Origin of the sequence: Thioalkalicoccus limnaeus (assembly GCF_041197575.1) — a bacterium.
GTDB classification, from domain to species: Bacteria; Pseudomonadota; Gammaproteobacteria; order Chromatiales; family Chromatiaceae; genus Thioalkalicoccus; species Thioalkalicoccus limnaeus.
This window is the reverse complement of record NZ_JBDKXB010000012.1, coordinates 1-19,961: the sequence shown is the minus strand read 5'-3', so window position 1 is coordinate 19,961 and position 19,961 is coordinate 1. Positions and strand designations below refer to the sequence as shown.

Annotated in this window: 23 protein-coding genes; 12 read left to right on the top strand and 11 right to left on the bottom strand. The window is 64.4% G+C overall.

All coding sequences use genetic code 11. The annotated features are described in order from the left end of the window. Window positions 1–5 precede the first annotated feature (5 nt). The 10 genes from ABC977_RS10400 to ABC977_RS10355 all read right to left on the bottom strand — a co-directional run bounded on the left by ABC977_RS10400 (window position 6) and on the right by ABC977_RS10355 (window position 7,433). Complete coding sequence (locus ABC977_RS10400; protein ID WP_369667195.1) at window positions 6–101, bottom strand: 30S ribosomal protein THX; 96 nt, start codon at window positions 99–101, stop codon at window positions 6–8. After that, window positions 101–262 carry a hypothetical protein gene (locus ABC977_RS10395; RefSeq protein WP_369667194.1) on the bottom strand — a complete coding sequence of 54 codons (162 nt, stop codon included), beginning with the start codon at window positions 260–262 and terminating at the stop codon, window positions 101–103. Before ABC977_RS10395 ends, ABC977_RS10400 begins: the two co-directional genes overlap by 1 nt. Further along, window positions 262–1,347: a histidinol-phosphate transaminase gene (gene hisC / locus ABC977_RS10390; RefSeq protein WP_369667193.1), complete on the bottom strand. Its 1,086-nt coding sequence runs from the start codon at window positions 1,345–1,347 to the stop codon at window positions 262–264. The genes ABC977_RS10395 and hisC overlap by 1 nt, the downstream gene beginning before the upstream one ends. Then, window positions 1,340–2,671 carry a histidinol dehydrogenase gene (gene hisD / locus ABC977_RS10385; RefSeq protein WP_369667192.1) on the bottom strand — a complete coding sequence of 444 codons (1,332 nt, stop codon included), beginning with the start codon at window positions 2,669–2,671 and terminating at the stop codon, window positions 1,340–1,342. The genes hisC and hisD overlap by 8 nt, the downstream gene beginning before the upstream one ends. Window positions 2,672–2,744: 73 nt before the next feature. Then, window positions 2,745–3,401, bottom strand: a complete 657-nt coding sequence (gene hisG / locus ABC977_RS10380; RefSeq protein WP_369667191.1) for an ATP phosphoribosyltransferase — start codon at window positions 3,399–3,401, stop codon at window positions 2,745–2,747. Window positions 3,402–3,415: 14 nt separating this feature from the next. Next, window positions 3,416–4,675, bottom strand: coding sequence for a UDP-N-acetylglucosamine 1-carboxyvinyltransferase (murA, locus tag ABC977_RS10375; protein WP_369667190.1), 1,260 nt, complete (start codon window positions 4,673–4,675; stop codon window positions 3,416–3,418). Between the two features lie 119 nt (window positions 4,676–4,794). Beyond that, window positions 4,795–5,109: an STAS domain-containing protein gene (locus ABC977_RS10370; protein ID WP_369667189.1), complete on the bottom strand. Its 315-nt coding sequence runs from the start codon at window positions 5,107–5,109 to the stop codon at window positions 4,795–4,797. A 178-nt stretch (window positions 5,110–5,287) separates the two neighbouring features. Beyond that, the gene (gene mlaD / locus ABC977_RS10365; RefSeq protein WP_369667188.1) at window positions 5,288–5,746 is read right to left on the bottom strand and encodes an outer membrane lipid asymmetry maintenance protein MlaD; all 459 of its coding nucleotides are present in this window, start codon (window positions 5,744–5,746) and stop codon (window positions 5,288–5,290) included. A 4-nt stretch (window positions 5,747–5,750) separates the two neighbouring features. Further along, a complete protein-coding gene (gene mlaE / locus ABC977_RS10360; protein ID WP_369667187.1) occupies window positions 5,751–6,539 on the bottom strand; it encodes a lipid asymmetry maintenance ABC transporter permease subunit MlaE in 789 nt (262 codons plus the stop codon). Further along, on the bottom strand, window positions 6,540–7,433 hold the full coding sequence (locus ABC977_RS10355) for an ABC transporter ATP-binding protein (RefSeq protein WP_369667186.1): 894 nt from the start codon (window positions 7,431–7,433) through the stop codon (window positions 6,540–6,542). It lies immediately after the preceding gene. Between the two features lie 345 nt (window positions 7,434–7,778). Between ABC977_RS10355 and ABC977_RS10350 the strand changes: the two genes are divergently transcribed. The 12 genes from ABC977_RS10350 (at window position 7,779) to ptsP (ending at window position 17,193) form a co-directional block, all read left to right on the top strand. Continuing rightward, entirely contained in the window at window positions 7,779–8,801 is a 1,023-nt protein-coding gene (locus ABC977_RS10350) for a KpsF/GutQ family sugar-phosphate isomerase (protein WP_369667185.1), read from the top strand. Window positions 8,802–8,859: 58 nt separating this feature from the next. Then, the gene (locus ABC977_RS10345; protein ID WP_369667184.1) at window positions 8,860–9,363 is read left to right on the top strand and encodes a KdsC family phosphatase; all 504 of its coding nucleotides are present in this window, start codon (window positions 8,860–8,862) and stop codon (window positions 9,361–9,363) included. A 10-nt stretch (window positions 9,364–9,373) separates the two neighbouring features. Next, window positions 9,374–9,985, top strand: a complete 612-nt coding sequence (lptC, locus tag ABC977_RS10340; protein ID WP_369667183.1) for an LPS export ABC transporter periplasmic protein LptC — start codon at window positions 9,374–9,376, stop codon at window positions 9,983–9,985. Continuing rightward, window positions 9,982–10,497 carry a lipopolysaccharide transport periplasmic protein LptA gene (gene lptA, locus ABC977_RS10335; protein ID WP_369667182.1) on the top strand — a complete coding sequence of 172 codons (516 nt, stop codon included), beginning with the start codon at window positions 9,982–9,984 and terminating at the stop codon, window positions 10,495–10,497. Before lptC ends, lptA begins: the two co-directional genes overlap by 4 nt. Continuing rightward, the gene (lptB, locus tag ABC977_RS10330; RefSeq protein WP_369667181.1) at window positions 10,494–11,219 is read left to right on the top strand and encodes an LPS export ABC transporter ATP-binding protein; all 726 of its coding nucleotides are present in this window, start codon (window positions 10,494–10,496) and stop codon (window positions 11,217–11,219) included. The genes lptA and lptB overlap by 4 nt, the downstream gene beginning before the upstream one ends. A gap of 120 nt (window positions 11,220–11,339) precedes the next feature. Next, window positions 11,340–12,815 (top strand): RNA polymerase factor sigma-54, encoded by a 1,476-nt coding sequence (locus ABC977_RS10325; protein ID WP_369667180.1) that lies wholly within the window; start codon window positions 11,340–11,342, stop codon window positions 12,813–12,815. 28 nt (window positions 12,816–12,843) lie between these two features. Then, window positions 12,844–13,182: a ribosome hibernation-promoting factor, HPF/YfiA family gene (gene hpf, locus ABC977_RS10320; protein WP_369667179.1), complete on the top strand. Its 339-nt coding sequence runs from the start codon at window positions 12,844–12,846 to the stop codon at window positions 13,180–13,182. Window positions 13,183–13,403: 221 nt separating this feature from the next. Next, the gene (locus ABC977_RS10315; protein WP_369667178.1) at window positions 13,404–13,868 is read left to right on the top strand and encodes a PTS sugar transporter subunit IIA; all 465 of its coding nucleotides are present in this window, start codon (window positions 13,404–13,406) and stop codon (window positions 13,866–13,868) included. Window positions 13,869–13,917: 49 nt separating this feature from the next. Further along, window positions 13,918–14,775, top strand: coding sequence for an RNase adapter RapZ (gene rapZ / locus ABC977_RS10310; RefSeq protein WP_369667177.1), 858 nt, complete (start codon window positions 13,918–13,920; stop codon window positions 14,773–14,775). Next, the gene (locus tag ABC977_RS10305; RefSeq protein WP_369667176.1) at window positions 14,775–15,191 is read left to right on the top strand and encodes a PTS sugar transporter subunit IIA; all 417 of its coding nucleotides are present in this window, start codon (window positions 14,775–14,777) and stop codon (window positions 15,189–15,191) included. Before rapZ ends, ABC977_RS10305 begins: the two co-directional genes overlap by 1 nt. Then, a complete protein-coding gene (locus ABC977_RS10300; protein ID WP_369667175.1) occupies window positions 15,188–15,457 on the top strand; it encodes an HPr family phosphocarrier protein in 270 nt (89 codons plus the stop codon). Before ABC977_RS10305 ends, ABC977_RS10300 begins: the two co-directional genes overlap by 4 nt. Next, complete coding sequence (ptsP, locus tag ABC977_RS10295; protein ID WP_369667174.1) at window positions 15,454–17,193, top strand: phosphoenolpyruvate--protein phosphotransferase; 1,740 nt, start codon at window positions 15,454–15,456, stop codon at window positions 17,191–17,193. The genes ABC977_RS10300 and ptsP overlap by 4 nt, the downstream gene beginning before the upstream one ends. Before the next feature lie 939 nt (window positions 17,194–18,132). On the opposite strand, the gene ppsR is transcribed toward ptsP, so the two are convergent. Then, on the bottom strand, window positions 18,133–19,548 hold the full coding sequence (gene ppsR / locus ABC977_RS10290; RefSeq protein ID WP_369667173.1) for a transcriptional regulator PpsR: 1,416 nt from the start codon (window positions 19,546–19,548) through the stop codon (window positions 18,133–18,135). Window positions 19,549–19,961 lie beyond the last annotated feature (413 nt).

The window sequence follows — 19,961 nt, the reverse complement described above, 5'->3', positions numbered from 1 at the left end:
ATCGCTCAGTCCTTCTTGCCGCCATCCTTGCGCGGCCGCGTCTTGCCATAGCTGCCGCGGTTGATCTTGCCCCGACGCGTGCGACGATCGCCTTTCGCCATCAGACGTTCTCCAGATAGGTTGTGTTGTTGTCGAAACCCCGACGCCGCGACGGGCTCGCGGTGCTGGCGGGACCGGAGGAGACGCCGCAGATTGCGATGACGCCCACGGTGAAGGGTCCGCCGGCACGCTCGCCGAACGCGCCTTCGTGGACCTGGCCCATTATAGCCGCTCGAGTGCCGCGATCAGCGCCGCGACGAAGGCCCGATTCTCCTCCGGCTGGCCCACGGTCACCCGCAGACAATCGGCCAACTGCCGATGGCCGCCATCGAGATTCTTGACCAGGATCCCGGCCCCCTTCAATGCGGTGAACACCCGCGATGCCCGTCCAACCGGCAGCCGCAGCAGGATGAAGTTCGCATCGCTCGGGTACGGGTGCACGCCATCGATCGCCGCCAGCGCGCGGTACAGCACGGCCCGCTCTTCGCGGATCAGGCGGCTTTGATGGTCGAACAGGGCCCGATGATGCAGCGCGAAGGTGACGCTCGCTTGGGTCAGGACATTGATGTTGTAGGGCAACCGGGTCTTATCGATCTCGTCCAACAAGGCCGGCGGCCCGACGAGGTAACCAAGGCGCAGGCCAGCCAGCCCCATCTTGGATAGGGTCCGCATCACGAGCAGGTTCGGCCATTCGCCAAGACGCGACAGAAAGCTCGCATCGGTAAAGGGGGCATAGGCCTCGTCGATGACGACCAGGCCCGGTGCCGCGGCGATGATCCGCTCGATCGCGGCCACGTCGAAGAGATTGCCGGTCGGGTTGTTTGGATAGGCGATGAAGACCAGCGCCGGCTGCGTCTGCTCGAGCGCCGCGAGCACCGCCGGCAGATCGAGCGTGAAACCGGGCTCCCGGAGCGGCACCCCGACATAGTCTAGCCCGGCATAGAGACCGATCATCCGATACATGACGAAGCCGGGCTCGACGGACAGGATCGCCCGCCCGGGGGCAGCCACCGTCAGCGCCAGCATCTGGATCAGTTCGTCGGAACCGTTGCCGAGCAACAGGCCCTGCCCGGGCGGGACCCCCATGGCCTCGCGCAGCGCCTGCTGCAAGGCCGCCCCGCGCGGGTCCGGGTAACGGTTGACCGGGAGATCGCAGAGCACATCGAGCCACTCGCGGCGCAGCGCATCCGGCCACGGATAGGGGTTCTCCATCGCATCGAGCTTGATCAAGCCGGCCGCCGCCGGGACCTGATAGGCGCTCAGGCCGCGGATCTCCGGGCGCACCCAACGTTCGATCAGGTCAGACATCGGCTGGCCGCTCCACATCGGCCCCGGCCACCCCGCGGTACTCGGCGGACCGCGCATGGGCCGTCAGGCCTTCGCCACGGGCCAACACCGCGGCCGTCTGCCCGAGGGTCGCCGCTCCCTGCGGTGAGGCCATGATCAGGCTCGAACGTTTCTGAAAATCATAGACCCCGAGCGGCGACGAGAAGCGCGCGGTGCGCGAGGTCGGCAGCACATGGTTCGGGCCGGCACAGTAATCGCCGACCGCCTCCGCGGTATGGCGCCCCAGGAAGATGGCCCCGGCATGACGGATCCGCGCGGCCAGCGGCTGCGGATCGGCGACCGACAATTCCAGGTGTTCCGGCGCGACGCGGTTGGCCAAGGCCACGGCCTCGTCGAGATCGCGGACCAGGATCAAGGCCCCGCGCGCCTTCAGGGCCTTCGCGATGATCGCGTGACGCTCCATCGTCGGCAACAGGCGCTCGATGCTGGCCGCGACCCGATCCAGGTAATCCGGATCCCAGGCCACCAGGATCGCTTGCGCATCCTCATCGTGCTCAGCCTGCGAAAAGAGGTCCATTGCGATCCAGTCGGGATCCGTCTGCCCATCGCACAGGATCAGGATCTCGGATGGTCCGGCGATCATGTCGATACCGACACGGCCGAACACGGCCCGCTTTGCCGTCGCGACGAAGATGTTGCCGGGACCGACGATCTTGTCGACCGGTGGCACCAGCGCCGTACCATAGGCCAGCGCCGCGACGGCCTGGGCACCGCCGATCGCAAAGGCGCGGGTCACCCCAGCGATATGGGCCGCGGCCAGGACCAGCTCGTTGACATCGCCGCCTGGCGTCGGGACCACCATGATCAATTCCGGCACCCCGGCGACCTTGGCCGGGATCGCGTTCATCAGAACCGATGACGGATAGGCCGCCTTGCCGCCGGGCACATAGAGCCCGACCCGATCCAGCGGCGTCACCTGCTGGCCGAGCAGGGTGCCGTCCGGTTCCCGATAGCTCCAGCCGGCGAGCTTCTGATGCTCGGCGTAATCGCGGATCCGCCCGGCGGCCAGCGTCAAGGCCTGCCGCTGGCTCGCCGGAAGCCCCTGCCAAGCCTGCTCCAAGCGGGCCGACGGGATCTCGAGATCGGTCGCTTGCTCCGGTTCCCAACCATCGAAGCGGATGGTGTAGTCGAGCAGCGCCTGATCACCGCGATCGCGGACCGCGGCCAAAATCGTATCGACCGTATCCTGCACCTGCCGATCGGAGATCGACTCCCAGGACATCAGGGCCTCGAGCTGCCGGTCGAACCCCTCATCGCTGGCGGACAAACGCGAGATCTCTGCCATGATCGCTACTCCCCCGCCCCGGACCCGCGAGTCCCAGGCGCTCTGATAAACTGGATTGGTTTACGAAGGCCCGTCAGGTCGGTACCGGCTGCACCCGCTCGACAACGCGGCGCAGGGCCTCGAGCAACGCGGTGACGGACCGATGCTTGGTCTTCCAGGATGCCTTGTTGATGACCAGACGAGCACTGATGTTAGCGATCTGCTCGAGGGGCACCAACCCATTGGCCTTCAACGTGTTGCCGCTCTCGACCAGGTCGACGATCAGATCCGCGAGACCGACCAGCGGCGCCAGCTCCATCGAGCCGTAAAGCTTGATGATCTCGACCTGGCGCCCCTGGGCCGCGAAATGGCGCTCGGCGCTGCGCACGAACTTGGTCGCGATCCGCAGCCGCCCCGGCCCGTGGTCGGCGTTCGGAATCCCGGCCACCATCATCCGGCACCGGGCGATACCGAGATCCAGCGGCTCGTACAGGCCATCTCCGCCATGCTCCATCAGCACATCCTTGCCAACGACCCCCAGATCGGCCGCCCCATACTCGACATAAGTCGGCACATCGCTGGCCCGGATCAGCACCAGCTTGATACCCGGCCGATTCGTCGCGAGGATCAACTTGCGGCTGTGATGAGGGTCATCCAGCGCGTGAATTCCAATCTCGGCCAGCCGCGGCAGGACTTCGTCGAAGATGCGCCCTTTGGGCAACGCGATCGTCAAGGGTGCGTCGTTGAACATGGCGATCGGATCCCTCAGGCAGACACACGGTGAATGACGGCACCGAGCGCGGAGAGTTTCTCCTCGATGTTGTCGTAGCCACGATCGATATGATAAATGCGATCGACGAGGGTCTCGCCCTCGGCCACCAACCCAGCGAGCACCAGGCTCGCCGACGCGCGCAAGTCGGTCGCCATGACCGGTGCCGCAGTCAAGCGCTCCACGCCGCGACAGATCGCGACGCTGCCCTCGATCCGGATATCGGCACCCATCCGCTGCATCTCCAGCACATGCATGAAACGGTTCTCGAAGATGGTTTCGGTGATGGTCCCCACGCCTTCGGCGACGCTGTTCAAGGCGCAAAACTGCGCCTGCATGTCGGTCGGAAAGGCCGGATAGGGCGCGGTGTGCACATCGACGGCTTGCGGTCGGCACCCGCCCATGTCGAGCGTGATCCAGTCGTCTCCAGTCTGAATCAGAGCACCGGCCTCGCGCAACTTGGTCAAGACCGCATCGAGCAGATGCGGATTCGTGTCGCGGATCCGCACCCGGCCACCGGTGATCGCGGCGGCCACCAGATAGGTACCGGTCTCGATCCGGTCGGGCATCACGCGATAGTCGGCCCCGCCCAGTCGATCGACACCCTGGATCTGGATCGCGTCGGTACCAGCGCCCTCGATCCGTGCCCCCATCGCGACCAGGAAGCGAGCCAGATCCACGACCTCCGGTTCGCGAGCGGCATTTTCGATCAGGGTCTCGCCGTCGGCGAGGGCCGCCGCCATCATCAGATTCTCGGTACCGGTGACCGACACCAGATCCATGACGATGCGCGCCCCGCGTAACCGCTTGGCGCGGGCGCGGACATAGCCACCCTCGACGAGGATCTCGGCGCCCATCGCCCGCAGCCCCCGAATGTGCAGATTGACCGGGCGCGCGCCGATGGCACAGCCGCCAGGCAGCGACACATCGGCCTGACCGTGACGGGCCAGCAAGGGGCCCAGCACCAGGATCGACGCACGCATCGTCCGGACGAGCTCATAGGGTGCCGCGAAGACCTTGACCGGCCGCGCATCCACCCGAATCCGCATCCGGTCATCGACGGTCAACTCCACGCCCATGCGACCGAGCAGCTCCATCGTCGTCGTCACATCCTTGAGATGCGGCACATTGGCCAGCGTCACGGGGCCGTCGGCCAGCAGGGTCGCGGCCAGAATCGGCAAGGCCGCGTTCTTGGCCCCGGCCACGCGGACCTCGCCATCCAGGGTCCGACCACCGGTAATCAGCAGTTTATCCATCGCGCGTCGTCTAACCTAACTCTCGTGGTTTTCATGGCTCTCATGGCTGGGGCCACCCCACAGCATGAAACCGCTCGATCGGGGGCCGGTCATTCGGCTGGGTATTCGATGGGAAAAACTCATCGCCGGCTATCATCCTCGATCCCGAGCAAGGCCTCGAGGTGACTCAGGGCCGCAAGCCGCCGCAGCGAATCCGGAAGGTTGACGAACCTCAGGCGGCGGCCATCGCGCCGCGCATCCGCCATCCATTCCAACAACAAGGCCACCCCGGCACTGTTCGCGTGCTCGACACCGGCCAGATCGATCACCGGGTCTTTGGTCTCGGTGAACAGCCAATCGGGCAGTTTCACCAATGGCACGACACTGACGAAGTCGAGATCCCCTTCGACCCGCGCGACACCCGAGTCATCGCGCTTCACACAAGCCTGCCCCATCTCGTCACCTCGTTTCGGATCAGCGTCGTCGCCTATAAACCCGTTCGATCACCGTTTCGCGAGCCTGGCCGCGCCCTCGGCTCGTCGGCGGGTCACCGCCACGCCGCGAGGGGCATGAGTCAGTCGGCACCCTTGCCGCGCGATTGATTGGCCCAGATTGCCGGGCGCTGGCGACGCGCTAGTCGGATCGGTTGAACAAGAACTGACTGACCATCCTTTCCAACACCAACGCGGACTGCGTGTGCAGGATCTGATCGCCGTCGCGCAGCGGATCGGGACTGCCACCGGGATCCAGGCCGATATACTGTTCTCCCAGCAAGCCCGAGGTCAGGATGCTGGCAAAGGTGTCGTCGGGCAGGAAATCGAAACGGCGATCGATGGCCAGGGTGACGACGGCTTCGAACGTCGTCCGGTCGATCGCGATGGCCTCGACCCGCCCGACACGGACCCCGGCGACGCTGACCGGCGCACGCACCTTCAGGCTGCCGACGTTGTCGAATCGGGCCGTGACCCGATAGCCTTCGGTCGGCAGTGCCGCACCGAGATTGCTGACCTGCATCGCCAGGAAGAAGACCGCCAGCAACCCGGCGGCCATGAAGGCCCCGACCAGGATCTCGATCGTGCGCGTCGACGGCATCGGCTCACCCCCCGAACATCAGTGCGGTCAAAACGAAGTCGAGCCCGAGGACGGCGAGGGCCGAGTGCACGACGGTCCGGGTCGTCGCCCGGCTGACGCCCTCGGCCGTCGGTGTCGCGGCATAACCCTGGAACAGTGCGATCCAGGTCACGACGACACCGAAGACCAGGCTCTTGATCAGGCCGTTGACGATATCCTCGTGCAGGTCGATACGCGCCTGCATCTGGCTCCAGTAGGCCCCGCCATCGATCCCGAGTAAACCGACGCCGACCAGATACCCGCCGAGGACACCCACCGCACTGAACATCGCCGCCAACAAAGGCATCGACAGCAGACCACCGACGAAGCGCGGCGTCAGGATCCGCTTGATCGGATCGACGGCCATCATCTGCAGTGCCGACAGCTGATCGGTGGCCTTCATCAAGCCGATCTCCGCCGTCAGCGCGGACCCCGCGCGCCCCGCCACCAGCAAGGCCGTCACGACCGGGCCGAGTTCACGAACCAGCGAGGCAGCGACCATGATCCCAAGACTCTCGGCCGCACCGAATTGCGACAGCACGTAATAGCCCTGGAGCGCCAGCACCATGCCGACGAAGAGCCCCGAGACCACGACGATCAGGACCGATAGAACGCCAATCCGGTGGACCTCGACCACCAGCCGCCGCGGCCGCATCGCGAGATCCCGCATCCCGGACAGGATTCCAAAGAGCAGCCAATGCGCCTGGCCGAGACGCGCGAAGACCTCCAGACCCAGACGCCCCAACCGCGCCAGGTGATCGAGCACCCTGCTCATTCAGGCCAGGATATCATGCGCCAAATCCGGCGCTGGTACGTGGAAACGCGCCGGGCCATCCGGCAGGCCTTGCAAGAATTGGCGGGGCCACGCGGCGCGGCTCGCGCGCACCTGGTCGGCGGTCCCGGCCTCCATGACCCGGCCATTGGCGATCAGGTAGGCATAATCGGCGATGCGCAAGGTCTCCGCTACGTCATGAGACACGACGACACTGGTCATGCGGCTGGCATCATTCAGTTGACGAATCAGCGACATCAGTACCCCGAGGGAGATCGGATCCTGTCCCGAAAAAGGCTCGTCGTACAGGATCATCATCGGGTCGAGCGCCACGGCCCGAGCCAGGGCGACCCGCCGCGCCATGCCGCCCGATAGGGTCGCCGGCATCTGATCACAGGCACCGCGCAACCCTACGGCTTCGAGCTTCATCAGGACCAGCCTGCGAATCATCGACTCCGGCAGCCGAGTGTGCTCCCGCAACGGATAGGCGACGTTGTCGAAGACGCTGAGGTCCGTCAACAGTGCACCGGTCTGAAACAGCATGCCCATCCGCATCCGCAAACGGAACAGATCGCGACGTGTCAGTCGGTGGACCGGTTCGCCGTCGACCTCGATGGTTCCGGATTGCGGGCGTAGCTGACCCGTGATCAGGTTCAACAAGGTCGTTTTGCCGGTCCCACTGGGGCCCATCACGGCCGTTACCCGACCACGCGGGATATCGAGATCGACGCCGTCGAAGATCAGGTGCGATCCACGCGCGAACGTCAGGCCGCGAACCCGAACGAGCGGAGGCGGGGCATCCGGCCCGAGGATCCCGCCGTCGACCCCGCCACGTGCCGGGGCCGGAGCAGGGGCAATTACCGAGGGGCCGCCGCCATGCCGATTCCGTTGGCCCATGATCTCTCGATTGGACAGTCATTGACGCAAAAGACTTTCGAGTATCCCTTCCCCCCGGCAACTGGTCAAGTCGTTGAGGCCGGGGAGAGGTCGTCACCAAATCACCGATCCCCATTCATCCGCGCGGCTCAGCGGCTCCGATTCAGGCCCCGACCGAGGCGCGGTGGCCGCTGTCGCGATCAGCGCCGCGACGCACACGCAAGAGCCGAGTTCGGGCTCCGCGTCACCCGGTCGAGTTCTGGCATCGCGGCTTGCGTCGACCGCGGCCCTCTGAAAGAATCGCCGAGGCCAAGACTCGGTCTGTGGCGACTCGGTACGCAACCACGGACCGCGAACTCGTAATAGATGGCGACGCGACACCTCGACGAACCACGAGCCGACTTGACCGGAAACCTCCCTGACCCGGCCCGCCTTCGCGCGCTGGGACAAGCCGTGCTGCAGACGGAGGCAGACGCTGTGGGGGCGCTGGTCTCCCGGATCGACGCACGCTTCGAACGGGCGTGCGAACACATGCTCGCTTGCGCCGGCCGGATCGTCGTCCTCGGCATGGGCAAATCCGGCCACATTGCCGGCAAGATCGCTGCGACCCTGGCCAGCACCGGGACGCCGGCTTTCTTCGTGCACCCCGGCGAGGCCAGCCACGGCGACCTCGGCATGATCACCGGCAAGGATGTGGTGCTGGCCCTCTCGAACTCCGGCGAAACACCGGAGCTCTTGATGCTGGTCCCGATGATAAAACGGCTCGGGGTCCCCTTGATCAGCCTGACCGGCCACCCGCATTCGACGTTGGCGCGCGCCGCCGACGTCAACCTCGACGTCGCCGTGACGCGCGAAGCCTGCCCGCTCGGCCTCGCGCCGACCGCAAGCACGACCTGCGCGCTGGCGATGGGTGACGCGTTGGCCGTGGCCCTGCTCGAGACCCGCGGCTTCACGGCCGAAGATTTCGCCCGCTCGCATCCGGCCGGCGCATTGGGGCGCCGGCTGCTGCTGCGGGTGGCCGACATCATGCGTGAGGGTCCAGCCATCCCGCGCGTGACGCTCGGGACACTGCTCAAGGATACGCTGATCGAGATGACGCGAAAGGGCCTAGGCCTGAGCGCCATCACAGATACGGCTGGCCGGGTCGTCGGCATCTATACGGATGGGGATCTGCGCAGAACACTCGACCGTCCGATCGATATTCACATCACCCCGATCGAGGCGGTCATGACACCGGGCTGCGTGACCGCCCATCGCGACATGCTGGCCGCCGAGGCACTGCGTCTGATGGAAGACAGGAGGATCAACGGACTCCTGATCGTCGACCGGGATCAACTCCTGATCGGCGCCCTGAACATGCATGATATGCTCCGCGCCGGGGTGGTTTAGTCTGCCACGACCCGGTTTACCCCGCCCCCACTGTTTTCTTCCGCCGAATCCAACCGCCATGCGAGATATCCTCGAGCGCGCCCGACCGATCCGCTTAGCCCTGTTCGATGTGGATGGGGTTTTGACCGATGGCCGCCTCTATTTCAGTGACGACGGGTCGGAACTCAAGGCCTTTTTCTGTCGCGACGGCCATGGACTCGTGATGCTGCAACAGACGGGCGTCGCGGTCGGCGTCATCACCGGTCGCCGCTCCAAAGCCGTCGAGCGCCGCATGGCGGAACTCGGTATCGATCGCCTCTATCAAGGATGCCGTGACAAGCTGCCAACCTACGAACAGCTGCGAAAGGAACTGCAACTCGACGACCGTTGCATCGCCTACGTCGGCGATGACCTCGTCGATCTGCCGGTGATGCAACGGGTCGGGCTGGCCGTTGCGCCGGCCGACGCGGATAGGCGGGTCGTTGCGCAGGCCCATTGGCAGACACCATCCGCGGGGGGCCGGGGAGCGGCGCGCGAGGTCTGCGAGCTCATCATGGAAGCCCAGGGCACTCTCCCGCACTGATGGCCATGCCATGACGGGGAGCCGCCCGGCACCAGCGATGTTCGTCAACCGCCAACAGCTCACACTCGCATTGATCCTGGCGGGGCTCGGTACCGCCGCCTGGTGGTGGGGCCGGCCCGAGCGGGTCGAGGCGCCGCCGTCGGCGTCGGCCGAGCGCCGTCCGGATTACGTCGTCGAGGGCTTCCGGGCCACGCAGATGGACGATCTCGGACGGACCCAGCGTCATCTGCAGGCGCGCATCTTGCGGCATTTTCCCGGGGACGACAGCACGGAGCTCGACGCCCCCGAACTGACCTGGCTAGTCGATCAGGCCCCTCCGTGGCACGCCCAAGCCGCGGCCGGCCGGGTCGCGGCCGAGGGCAACGAGATCCAGCTCCACGGCAACGTCGTGCTGCATCGCGCGGCCAGCGCTACGACCCGCGCGATACGGATCGAGACCGATTCGTTACGCGTCGAACCCCAAAACGACTACGCCGAGACCGATGACCCGGTTCGACTCTACAGCGACCGTGATCAACTGACGTCGACCGGCGTCCGCCTCTGGTTCGGCGAGACACTCCGGATCGAATTTCCGAAGCGCACACAGGCCATCTTTCACATGGCCGATGAGGGGCGACCATGATTCAGCCCGGTCACGACCGCCGACACCTCGCTTGCGCGCTCTCGCTGCTGCTGGCGTCGTGGGTCGGATCCGCTGTGCCAAGCCCCGCTGGCGCCGACGACCCGATCCAGATCGAGGCCGACAGCGTGCAGTTCGACGACCAGCTCGCCCTCAGCCTCTACCAAGGCCAGGTCCTGGTCGAACAGGGTCGGCTGCGCATCGAGGCCGACCGAGTCGAAGTTCAGCATCGACCCGATCGCCGGCCGGAACGGATCACCGCTTGGGGGGACCCGGCGATCCTCGTCCAACGCGCCGAAGGCGACGCCCCGGAGCAGCGGGCCGAGGCGCGACAAATGACCTATGACGTCACCCGGGACGAGATCAGTTTGATCGACCGAGCCGTCCTCTACCAGGGTCAGGATCGCTTCAGCAGTGATCGGATCCTGTTCAATCGAGCAACCTCCCAGATCAAGGCCGGGACCAGCGCGAACGGGACGGAGCGCGTTCGCATCGAGATCACCCCCACACCATGACGACACTGCGGGCAACGAATCTCACCAAGCACTATCGCCATCGCCCGGTACTCCGAGGCGTCGATCTCGATGTCAACGACAGCGAAGTCGTGGGCCTCCTGGGGCCGAATGGCGCGGGCAAGACCACCTGTTTCTACCTGATCGTCGGCCTGATTGCGGCCAATACGGGCCGGATCACGCTCGACGGGCGGGATCTGACGCGGCTGCCGATGCACGCCCGCGCCCGCTGCGGCTTGAGTTACCTCGCGCAGGAACCCTCGGTCTTTCGCAAACTGAGCGTCGAGGAGAACCTGTTGGCGATCCTCGAGACACGCCGCGAGCTCGACCGCGCCGGACGGCGCACCCTCGGGACAGCCTTGCTCGAGGAACTCGGCATCGCCCATGTCGCTGGATCGCTGGCCCTGAGCCTGTCCGGCGGCGAACGCCGCCGCCTCGAGATCGCGCGTGCGCTGGCCGTCGAGCCACGGGTCATGTTACTCGACGAACCCTTCGCGGGGGTCGACCCGATCGCAGTCGGCGACATCAAGCAGATCGTGACCCATCTGCGCGAGCGCGGCATCGGCATCCTGATCACGGACCATAACGTGCGTGAGACGCTCGACATCTGCGACCGCGCTTACATCATCAACGACGGCCGGGTCATCGCCGAAGGGACACCCCAGGCCTTGCTCGAAAACGCCGAGGTCCGGGCCGTCTACCTCGGCGAGCACTTCACGCTATGACCCCGGGGCACTCGACACGAGCCGGGGCCGGCACCTCGAGTCATGCTACGATCAGGGTTGCATCGGCTAGAATGATCCAGATCGCATTGAATTGCGAACCATGTTACGGCAATCCGAGCAATGAAGCAGTCGATCCAACTTCGTCTCGGCCAGCATCTGGCCATGACCCCGCAGCTGCAGCATGCGATCAAGTTGCTGCAGTTGTCGACGTTGGATCTGCAGCGCGAGATCCAGGAGGTCCTGGAATCGAACCTGATGATCGAGGAGGGCGACGAGACCGAGGGTTCCCATGGCGCCGAGGAACAAGCAGGCGAACGCCCGGCGGAAGAGCGTGATGCCCTTCTCGAAACCCCGCCGCGGGATCTCGACCGCGAGGTCGATGGGCAACGCACCGACATCCCTGAGGACTTACCGGTCGACACCGAGTGGAGCGACCTTTACGACACCAGCTACCTGCCCGGCGCGACCCGCGACGAAGAGGGGCCGGATTGGCTCGCACAGCGCAGTCGCCCGCAAAGCCTGCACGACCACCTGATGTGGCAACTGAACCTGTCCCGCCTCGACCCGCTCGAGCAGGCGATCGCGACCGCCGTCATCGATGCGATCAATGACGACGGGTACTTGACGACCGATACCGCGGAGCTGAAGGCGACCCTCGGTGACCCCGACCTCGGGTTGGATGAGATCGAGGCCGTGATCCATCGCGTCCAGTCATTCGACCCTCCAGGCGTGGCCGCGCGCGACCTGCGCGAATGCCTCCTTCTGCAATTGCGACAACATCCGCAAGGGGATCCCGTGCGCGATGTCGCGCTCGCCATCTGCCGCGACCACTTCGCCACGCTGTCGCGACGCGATCTCGCCGGGATCCGCACCGCACTTGGCCTCGACGCCGACGAACTGGCACAGGCCATCACGATGATTCGTGCTCTGCAACCCCGCCCCGGGGCCTTGATCGCGGAAATCCAAACAGAGTACGTTATACCCGACGTCTTGGTGCGCAAACGCGACGGCGCCTGGTTGGTCGAGCTGAACCCGGACATCACGCCGCGGCTCAGGGTTAATGCGGACTATGCGAAGCTGATCCGCCGTGCCGATCAAAGTGCCGACAACCTGTGCTTGAAGAGCCACCTCCAAGAGGCACGCTGGTTCATCAAGAGCCTGGCGAGCCGCAATGAGACGGTGCTGCGCGTTGCCGCCAAGATCGTGGAGTTGCAAAGGGATTTTCTGGAACACGGAGAGGAGGCGATGAAGCCCATGGTCCTGCGCGACATCGCTGAGACCCTCGATCTGCACGAGTCGACGATTTCGCGCGTGACGACCCAGAAGTACATGCATACTCCACGAGGCACCTTCGAATTGAAGTTCTTCTTTTCCAGCCATGTGGGCACGGCTTCGGGAGGCGAATGTTCGTCGACCGCGATCCGCGCCCTGATCCGCAAGCTGGTCGCCGGTGAGCCGGCCAGCAAGCCCCTCAGCGACAGCCGGATCGCGACCGTGCTTGGGGATCAGGGCATCAATGTGGCCAGACGCACCGTGGCAAAGTACCGCGAGGCCTTGGGCATACCACCTTCGAACGAACGTAAACGTCTCACTTGAGAGGCGTTCAGAACACTAGGAGTACATCATGCAGATCAACCTGACGGGGCACCATGTCGACATCACCGAGGCACTCCGGGGCTATGTCGAGAACAAGTTCGAGCGTCTCGGGCGGCATTTCGACCACGTCATCAACATGCACGTCATCCTCAGCGTCGAGAAGCTCCGCCAACGCGCGGAGGCCACGATCTACGTCAATGGGGCCAACCTGTTCGCGGAGTCGGTCCATGAAGACATGTATGCCGCGATCGACGGGTTGATCGACAAGCTCGATCGCCAGGTCATTCGCCACAAGGAGAAGAAGAACAATCACCGCGGCGGCAACAGCCTCAAAGGATTAGACGAAGCCCCACCGACCGACGAGTAGGAAGCACCCCGGTCCGAGCGATAGGCAGACCAAACGCCCCGGACCGGGCGCCACTTCGTCCCGAGTGATTGGTCTCATGCGACTCGGTGCGATCGTCGCGACCGACGCGATGCTCACAGCGGCTGACGCCGTTGTGATGCAATACCCCACAATCACCGCGCTGGATGTGCGAAAATCTCCGCCCATTATCCTTGTCCAGTGCATTGGGATTCATGTGATCGATGTCTCCGTCTGAACTCATCGCCGAGCGCCGGATCGGCTGCCGTGTAGAGGTCACCAGCAAGAAGCGCTTGCTCGAGACCTTGAGCGAACTGTTGGCCAGCGCGAACCTGATCCTCACGCCGGAGATCGTCTTCGAACGCTTGATCGAACGAGAACGGCTCGGAAGCACCGGTCTCGGTCACGGTATCGCGCTGCCGCACGCACGCGTACCGGAGATCCGGGAACCGATCGGGGCCTTCGCCCAACTGGCGACGGGGATCGGATACGACGCCATCGACGAAACGCCAGTCGACCTGGCCTTCGCGCTACTGGTACCCGAGGCGGCCAATGAGATGCATCTGCAGCTTCTATCCCAGTTGGCCACGATGCTCAGCAATCCAGCTTTGCGGGTGAGCCTGCGCAACGCCGAGACAGCGGCCGAGGTACTCGGCCTCTTCAAGGACTGGGAACAGCGTACGACATAGTAGCTCACGGGACTCGGCCGGCGCCGCCGGAAGGGCCTGTCAAGGTACCATGAAACTGATCATCGTCAGCGGTCTGTCGGGCTCGGGCAAGAGCGTTGCGCTCCACACGCTGGAGGACCTCGGCTACTACTGCATCGACAACCTTCCGCTATTCCTGCTGACCGAGTTAGCCACCGTCATCGCGCAACTCGAGGACCCGGTCTACGATCAGACGGCCGTCGGCATCGACGCCCGCAACAAGCCCGAAAACCTCGCCACCCTCACACGTATCATCGACGAGGCGCGCGCGCTTGGGCTGGAGTGCCGTGTCGCCTTCCTCGACGCTCAGACGGACACCCTGATCACTCGCTTCAGCGAGACGCGACGCAAGCATCCACTGACCAACGCCGATCGCTCGCTGCGCGAGGCGATCGTGCTCGAACGGCAGTATCTGGAACCGATCCTCAGGGGCGCGACCTGGCATATCGACACCACGCACACGAATGTACACGAGCTGCGGGATCTGATTCGCGAGCAGGTGGCCGGAGAATCATCGCCCCGGACATCGATCCTCTTACAATCATTCGGTTACAAATACGGGGCACCTCACGACGTGGACTTCGTCTTCGACGTCCGCTGCCTGCCGAACCCCCATTGGGAGCCCGAACTGCGCCGCCTGACGGGGCTGAACCCGGCGGTCGCGGCCTTCCTTGACGGACACCCGGAGGTGACACGGATGCGCGACGACATCCTCGCCTTCTTCGACCGCTGGATCCCGGAATTCGAAACGGATGGGCGCAGCTATTTGACCATAGCGATCGGCTGCACCGGCGGGCAGCATCGGTCCGTCTACCTGGCCGAGGCCCTCCGTAATCACTTCGAGGCGGGCGGTCACAAGGTCATGGTCCGCCACCGGGAGCTGCCCTGATGAGCGCCGGCCTCTTGCTGGTCACCCACAATGGCATCGGTGCCGAGTTGCTCCGGGTGGCGACCGGGATGCTGGGTGGCTGTCCACTCCGCGCCGAAGCCCTGGCCGTCGGTCACGATGACGAGCGCGACGACATGCTTGCCACCGCACGGGCCATGGCGGCTCTTCTCGACGAGGGCGACGGCCTACTCGTCTTGACCGATCTCTACGGCTCGACGCCATCGAACATCGCCCATTCGCTCGGCGGTCAGCATCGGGTCCGCGTACTGAGCGGGGTCAATCTACCGATGCTGGTGCGGGCGCTGAACTACGCCCCTTTACCGTTGGATGAACTGGCTGCCAAGGCCTTGAGCGGCGCCCACGACGGGGTCATGCTGTGCCCGAACACGAACGACCGACACGACTCGCGCCGATGATCGAAACAGAGCTGGAGATCGTAAACAAGCTCGGTCTGCACGCGCGCGCAGCCGCCAGGTTCGTCACCTGCGCCAGCGCCTACACCAGCCAGATTCAGGTCAGCAAGGATGGACGCCGCGTCAACGGCAAGAGCATCATGGGGGTCATGATGTTGGCGGCCAGTCAAGGCAGCCGCGTGCGACTCGAGATCGACGGCGACGACGAGGCGGCGGCGTGCAAGGCGCTGACGCAACTGATTGCGGATCGCTTCGGAGAGGGCGAATGACGCTGGCTTGCCTCGGCATCGGCATCACGACGACGCGTGCCATCGCGATCGGCGAGGCCTTGGTCCTTGACCGCGAGCAGCGGCCCATCCTCTCCCGGCGGACGGTGTCCGAGGCCCATGTCGACGCGGAACTGGCGCGGCTGTCCAAAGCGGTCGCCGCCGCCCACCGAGCCATGAAGGACATTCGCCACCGGATTCCGCGGGGCATGGCGAGCGGGATCGCCGAGTTCATCGACACCCACCTGCTGATGCTCGAAGACGCGGCCCTTGTCGACGCCTGCCGGCAATCGATTCGCGAGCATTTCTACACCGCCGAATGGGCCTTGCAGTGCCAGCGGGACCGTCTCGTCGAGACCTTCGACTTGATGGACGACCCTTACCTGAAGACTCGCCGCGACGACATCGAACACGTCGTCCAGCAGATCCAGGGGTTCCTGCTCGATCCATCACCGCCCGAGTTTCCGGCGACCGGCGACCTCCGGGGCCGGGTCATCGTCGCGCGCGACCTGACGCCAGCCGAGGCGATCGACTTCCATTATCGCGGTGTCGCGGCCTTCGTCAGCGAATCAGGCGGACCCATGTCGCACATGGCGATCCTCGCTCGGAGCCTGAACATCCCCGCGGTCATCGGCGTGCCCTCTGCGACACGCTACCTGGTCTCCGGCGAGCTCCTGATCGTAGACGGGCAGACAGGCATGGTCCTCGCGGACATCGACGAAAGCACTTTGCGGCATTACCGCCACCACCAGCAGCTCCTCGCAACGCGCCATATCGAACGGCGCCGCCTGATCGGTGAACCAGCGGTCACGCGCGACGGCGTCGCCATCGAACTACAAGCGAACCTTGAACTGCCGGAGGACGTGGCCACCGCCCGCGCACTCGGGGCATCCGGCATCGGGCTTTACCGCACCGAATTCCTCTATATGAATCGGGAGGATCTGCCGGACGAGGAAGAACACCTGGCCGTCTACACCTCTGTGATTCGCGGCCTCGACGGCATCCCGATCACGATTCGCACATTGGATCTCGGCGCCGACAAGCAGGGCAGCGCGGCCTCGCGTGCGCCACCGACCGGCAATCCCGCCCTGGGCCTGCGCGCGATCCGCTTATGCCTCAAAGAGCCGGCCATCTTTCGGCCTCAGCTGCGCGCGATCCTGAGGGCTTCCGCCGTCGGCCCGGTTCGATTGATGCTGCCGATGATCACCTCGATGCACGAAGTCGAGACCATCCTTTTCATGATCGCTCAGACCAAGGACGAGCTGCAACGCGATGGGCTGGCCTTCGACCCCGAGATTCCGATCGGCGGCATGATCGAGATCCCCGCGGCGGCCTTGACCGCCGCCGCCATCGCAAAGCGACTGGATTTCCTATCGATCGGCACCAACGACCTGATCCAGTACACACTCGCCATCGACAGGCTCGACGACGCGGTGAGTTACTTGTATGACCCTGCGCACCCGGCCGTTCTGACGCTGATTCGCCAGGTCATCGACATCGGCAACAAAGGACTGACATCGGTCAGCATGTGTGGCGAGATGGCGGGCGACCCGCGCTTCACGCGATTGCTGCTGGGATTGGGTCTGCGAACCTTCAGCATGCAACCGGGGTCACTCCTCGAGATCAAGGAGATCGTCCGCGACAGCGACACTCGGCGTCTCGCCGAGCAGGCGACCGAGCTGTTCGACCGCATCGAGGACACCGATCCTCGGGCGTTGATCGAGCAGATGAATCACTAGCCCGACGGTCAGCACTGACCGTCAAGCGAAGCGCTTGGCTTCTCCGCAGGCCGACGACAAGGCAAGGCTGCGGAGACGACGACCCCCTTCCAAGGCAGCGCGATGGAAGGAGGTCATCTGTGCGTGATCTCAGCACGCGATAGCGACCGGCACAATGACAGACTGCGGCTACGGACGCCTCGACGATGCTGGAGATCAGGCGAGCTAGGCCGGGAGAACCCCGGGGCTTACGAAGTAAACGAAAGCCAAGGCTGCCCAGCAGGCCATCATCACCATCAAGCCGACTTGTTCGCTCATCTTTTCTGCTCCACCATTTAAGAACACACTAGCCATACCGACCGATATTTTTTACCCGCCGCGAGCGGCGGGACCTGTCGGCGTTCGGGCGCTGCGCTACGTCAGATGTAGCTGGGCGAACCGGGCAGAATGAAGAAAACGAAGGCCAAGGCACCCCACATGGCCAGCATGACTTTCAGCATCAGGTCTTCAGTGAGAGGCGGTAGATTCATCTCTTCTACTCCATACCGTTAACGAAGTTGACAAACAAACGTTGCTACAGGATATCCACCGAACGACGGAACGGCAGTGACCCCGCAGCCCCACACGCCCGCAATGCGGGCTTCTGTGATACGCTTCAGACACGAGGAATGCTCATTGCATCCGCCGCCACGTCGACTCAGCGTATCGACAATCCTTTGCATGCCTGGCACGTCAGGCTATCTATAGCTCGGAAAAGCACGCCCTTGACAATGCTGGGATAGGGTACCACCAAACGCATCAGGATGGTAGCCGAATGGCGCCATGGCCGAGCTTTTCCCCTCGAAATCAATTATTGAAAACAACGACCGTTCCCCGCTTGGCGTCGATCCCGAGGCCCAGCTCGGCAACACACCAGACCCAATACGACAACGCGCTAGGCGAATGACCGACAGCCGAGCGCTAACCGCCCTCCTCCGCCGCCACATCACTGATACCATAGCGCCTCAGCTTCACGTATAGACTCTGCCGACTCAATCCGAGCAATTCTGCCGCGGAGGCCCGGTTATCCCCGGTCAAATCAAGCGCCGCCTCGATACACAGGCGCTCGATCAAATCGGTCGACTCACGCACCAATTCTTTTAATGGAACACGCCCCACCAATTCGGTCAATTGCTCGACCGACCGAGGCAACTCGCGACCCTGTGCCGCCTCCGTGCTGACCCGACGTCCGACGTTACGAATAATGAAACCAAACACCGTACGTTCGGTGTTGCGCACCGCGACCGCCGAGATCTCGACCTCGGTCGTCGATCCGTATTCGCCACGCAGCAAGGTCGCAAACAATCGCACGGTGCCATGTTGGCGCAGGTTCGCCAAAAGCACATTCATGTCGACACCGGGCCGACCCAGCCAGTTATCGAGCGGCTGACCGCGTACCTGCTCTTCGCTGGCCAATTGGGCCAAATCCAAAAAAGCCGCATTCGCCGTCAGGATCCGACCATCCGCGCTGGTAACGACCAGGCCGTCCGGGGCCAACTCCATCACCTTGAGCGCCTTGCTCGCCGCATCCGAAACCGGCGCCGCGGCCCCGACGCCCGCCGGAACCAGACGAACGAGATACAGGGTCACGTTCTCCTGACGCAACAGTGCGGCGGAAACCGTGTACTCCGTGGCGCCATCGACCAAATGCGCCCGGACCTCTTCGGCCCGCCCTGCCGAACGCACTGCCGCCAGCAACCCTTGTACGGTCTGCGTGCCGCGCGGGTCGAAGCCAATCGGAAAGATCCGACCCAGCACGCCGCGCCCTCGCTCGCCAAGCAACTGCACGGCCACCGGATTCGCCTCGACGATCTTCTGCGTGCCGGCCTCGATGACCAACACGGCCTCGCTGGCGGTCTGAAACAACAGCCGATAACGGGTCTCCAACTGCCGCAACCGCCAATAGTCCCGCTCCAGCGCCTGCTGGGCTTCGACCAACTGCTGCTGCAATGCCTCGACCGGCTGCAGGTCGCGCCCGACGACCAAGACCCGCTTGCGGTCGGCCACCGCGACGGCGCAGTAGCGAACCGACACGGCTTCCCCGTGGCGTGTCGAGTAATAGACCTGCCGCCAACGCGACCCGCCCCGCGCGCCCACTTCCTCCAGCATCTCGGCCACGACAGGCCGACTCGCCGGTATCACGGTGTCCGCCCACGCCTGACCGACCCAATCCCCGTCCACCTCCTTTGCCAATTCGTCGCTGCCGAAGGCCACATCCTGCACCACCCCTTCCCTGTCCGTAACCAACGCAACATCGGAAGCCGCAGCGACCAGACGCCCTGTCGTAATGGCATCGATCCCCCCGAGCGTTTCCTTTGGCGCCTTGAAATGCTTCACGGAAACGAATCCCCATCGTTCGCGGCGGCAACCGTGCCGATAATTCTGCGATACACCCGATCACACTCTCTAACGCACCATGCACACGACCTCGAGACACTGTCCGCTGCCCGTGATCCGCTGCGCCCGACGCGCAGCCCACCGACCGCAACCCAATCTTCGGTCGTGACGGCCGACCCAAACCGTTTCGAACCGATGCCCTGGGGGCTTTCGGATTACCGCTAAGTTTAGATACTCTGCCCGCCGGGTTGTCAAGTACCATTTACGTTAAGCATGGTTGACAGATCCCACGGGCGGGTCTAGATTCCCTACTGAACAGTGATTTTAAACCGGATCCGGGTGTCCTCCGCGGCCGTAGCATGTCCCTATGGCCAGGTCGGGCGCCGCCCGATTTCGCGCTAAAGTCTTAATCT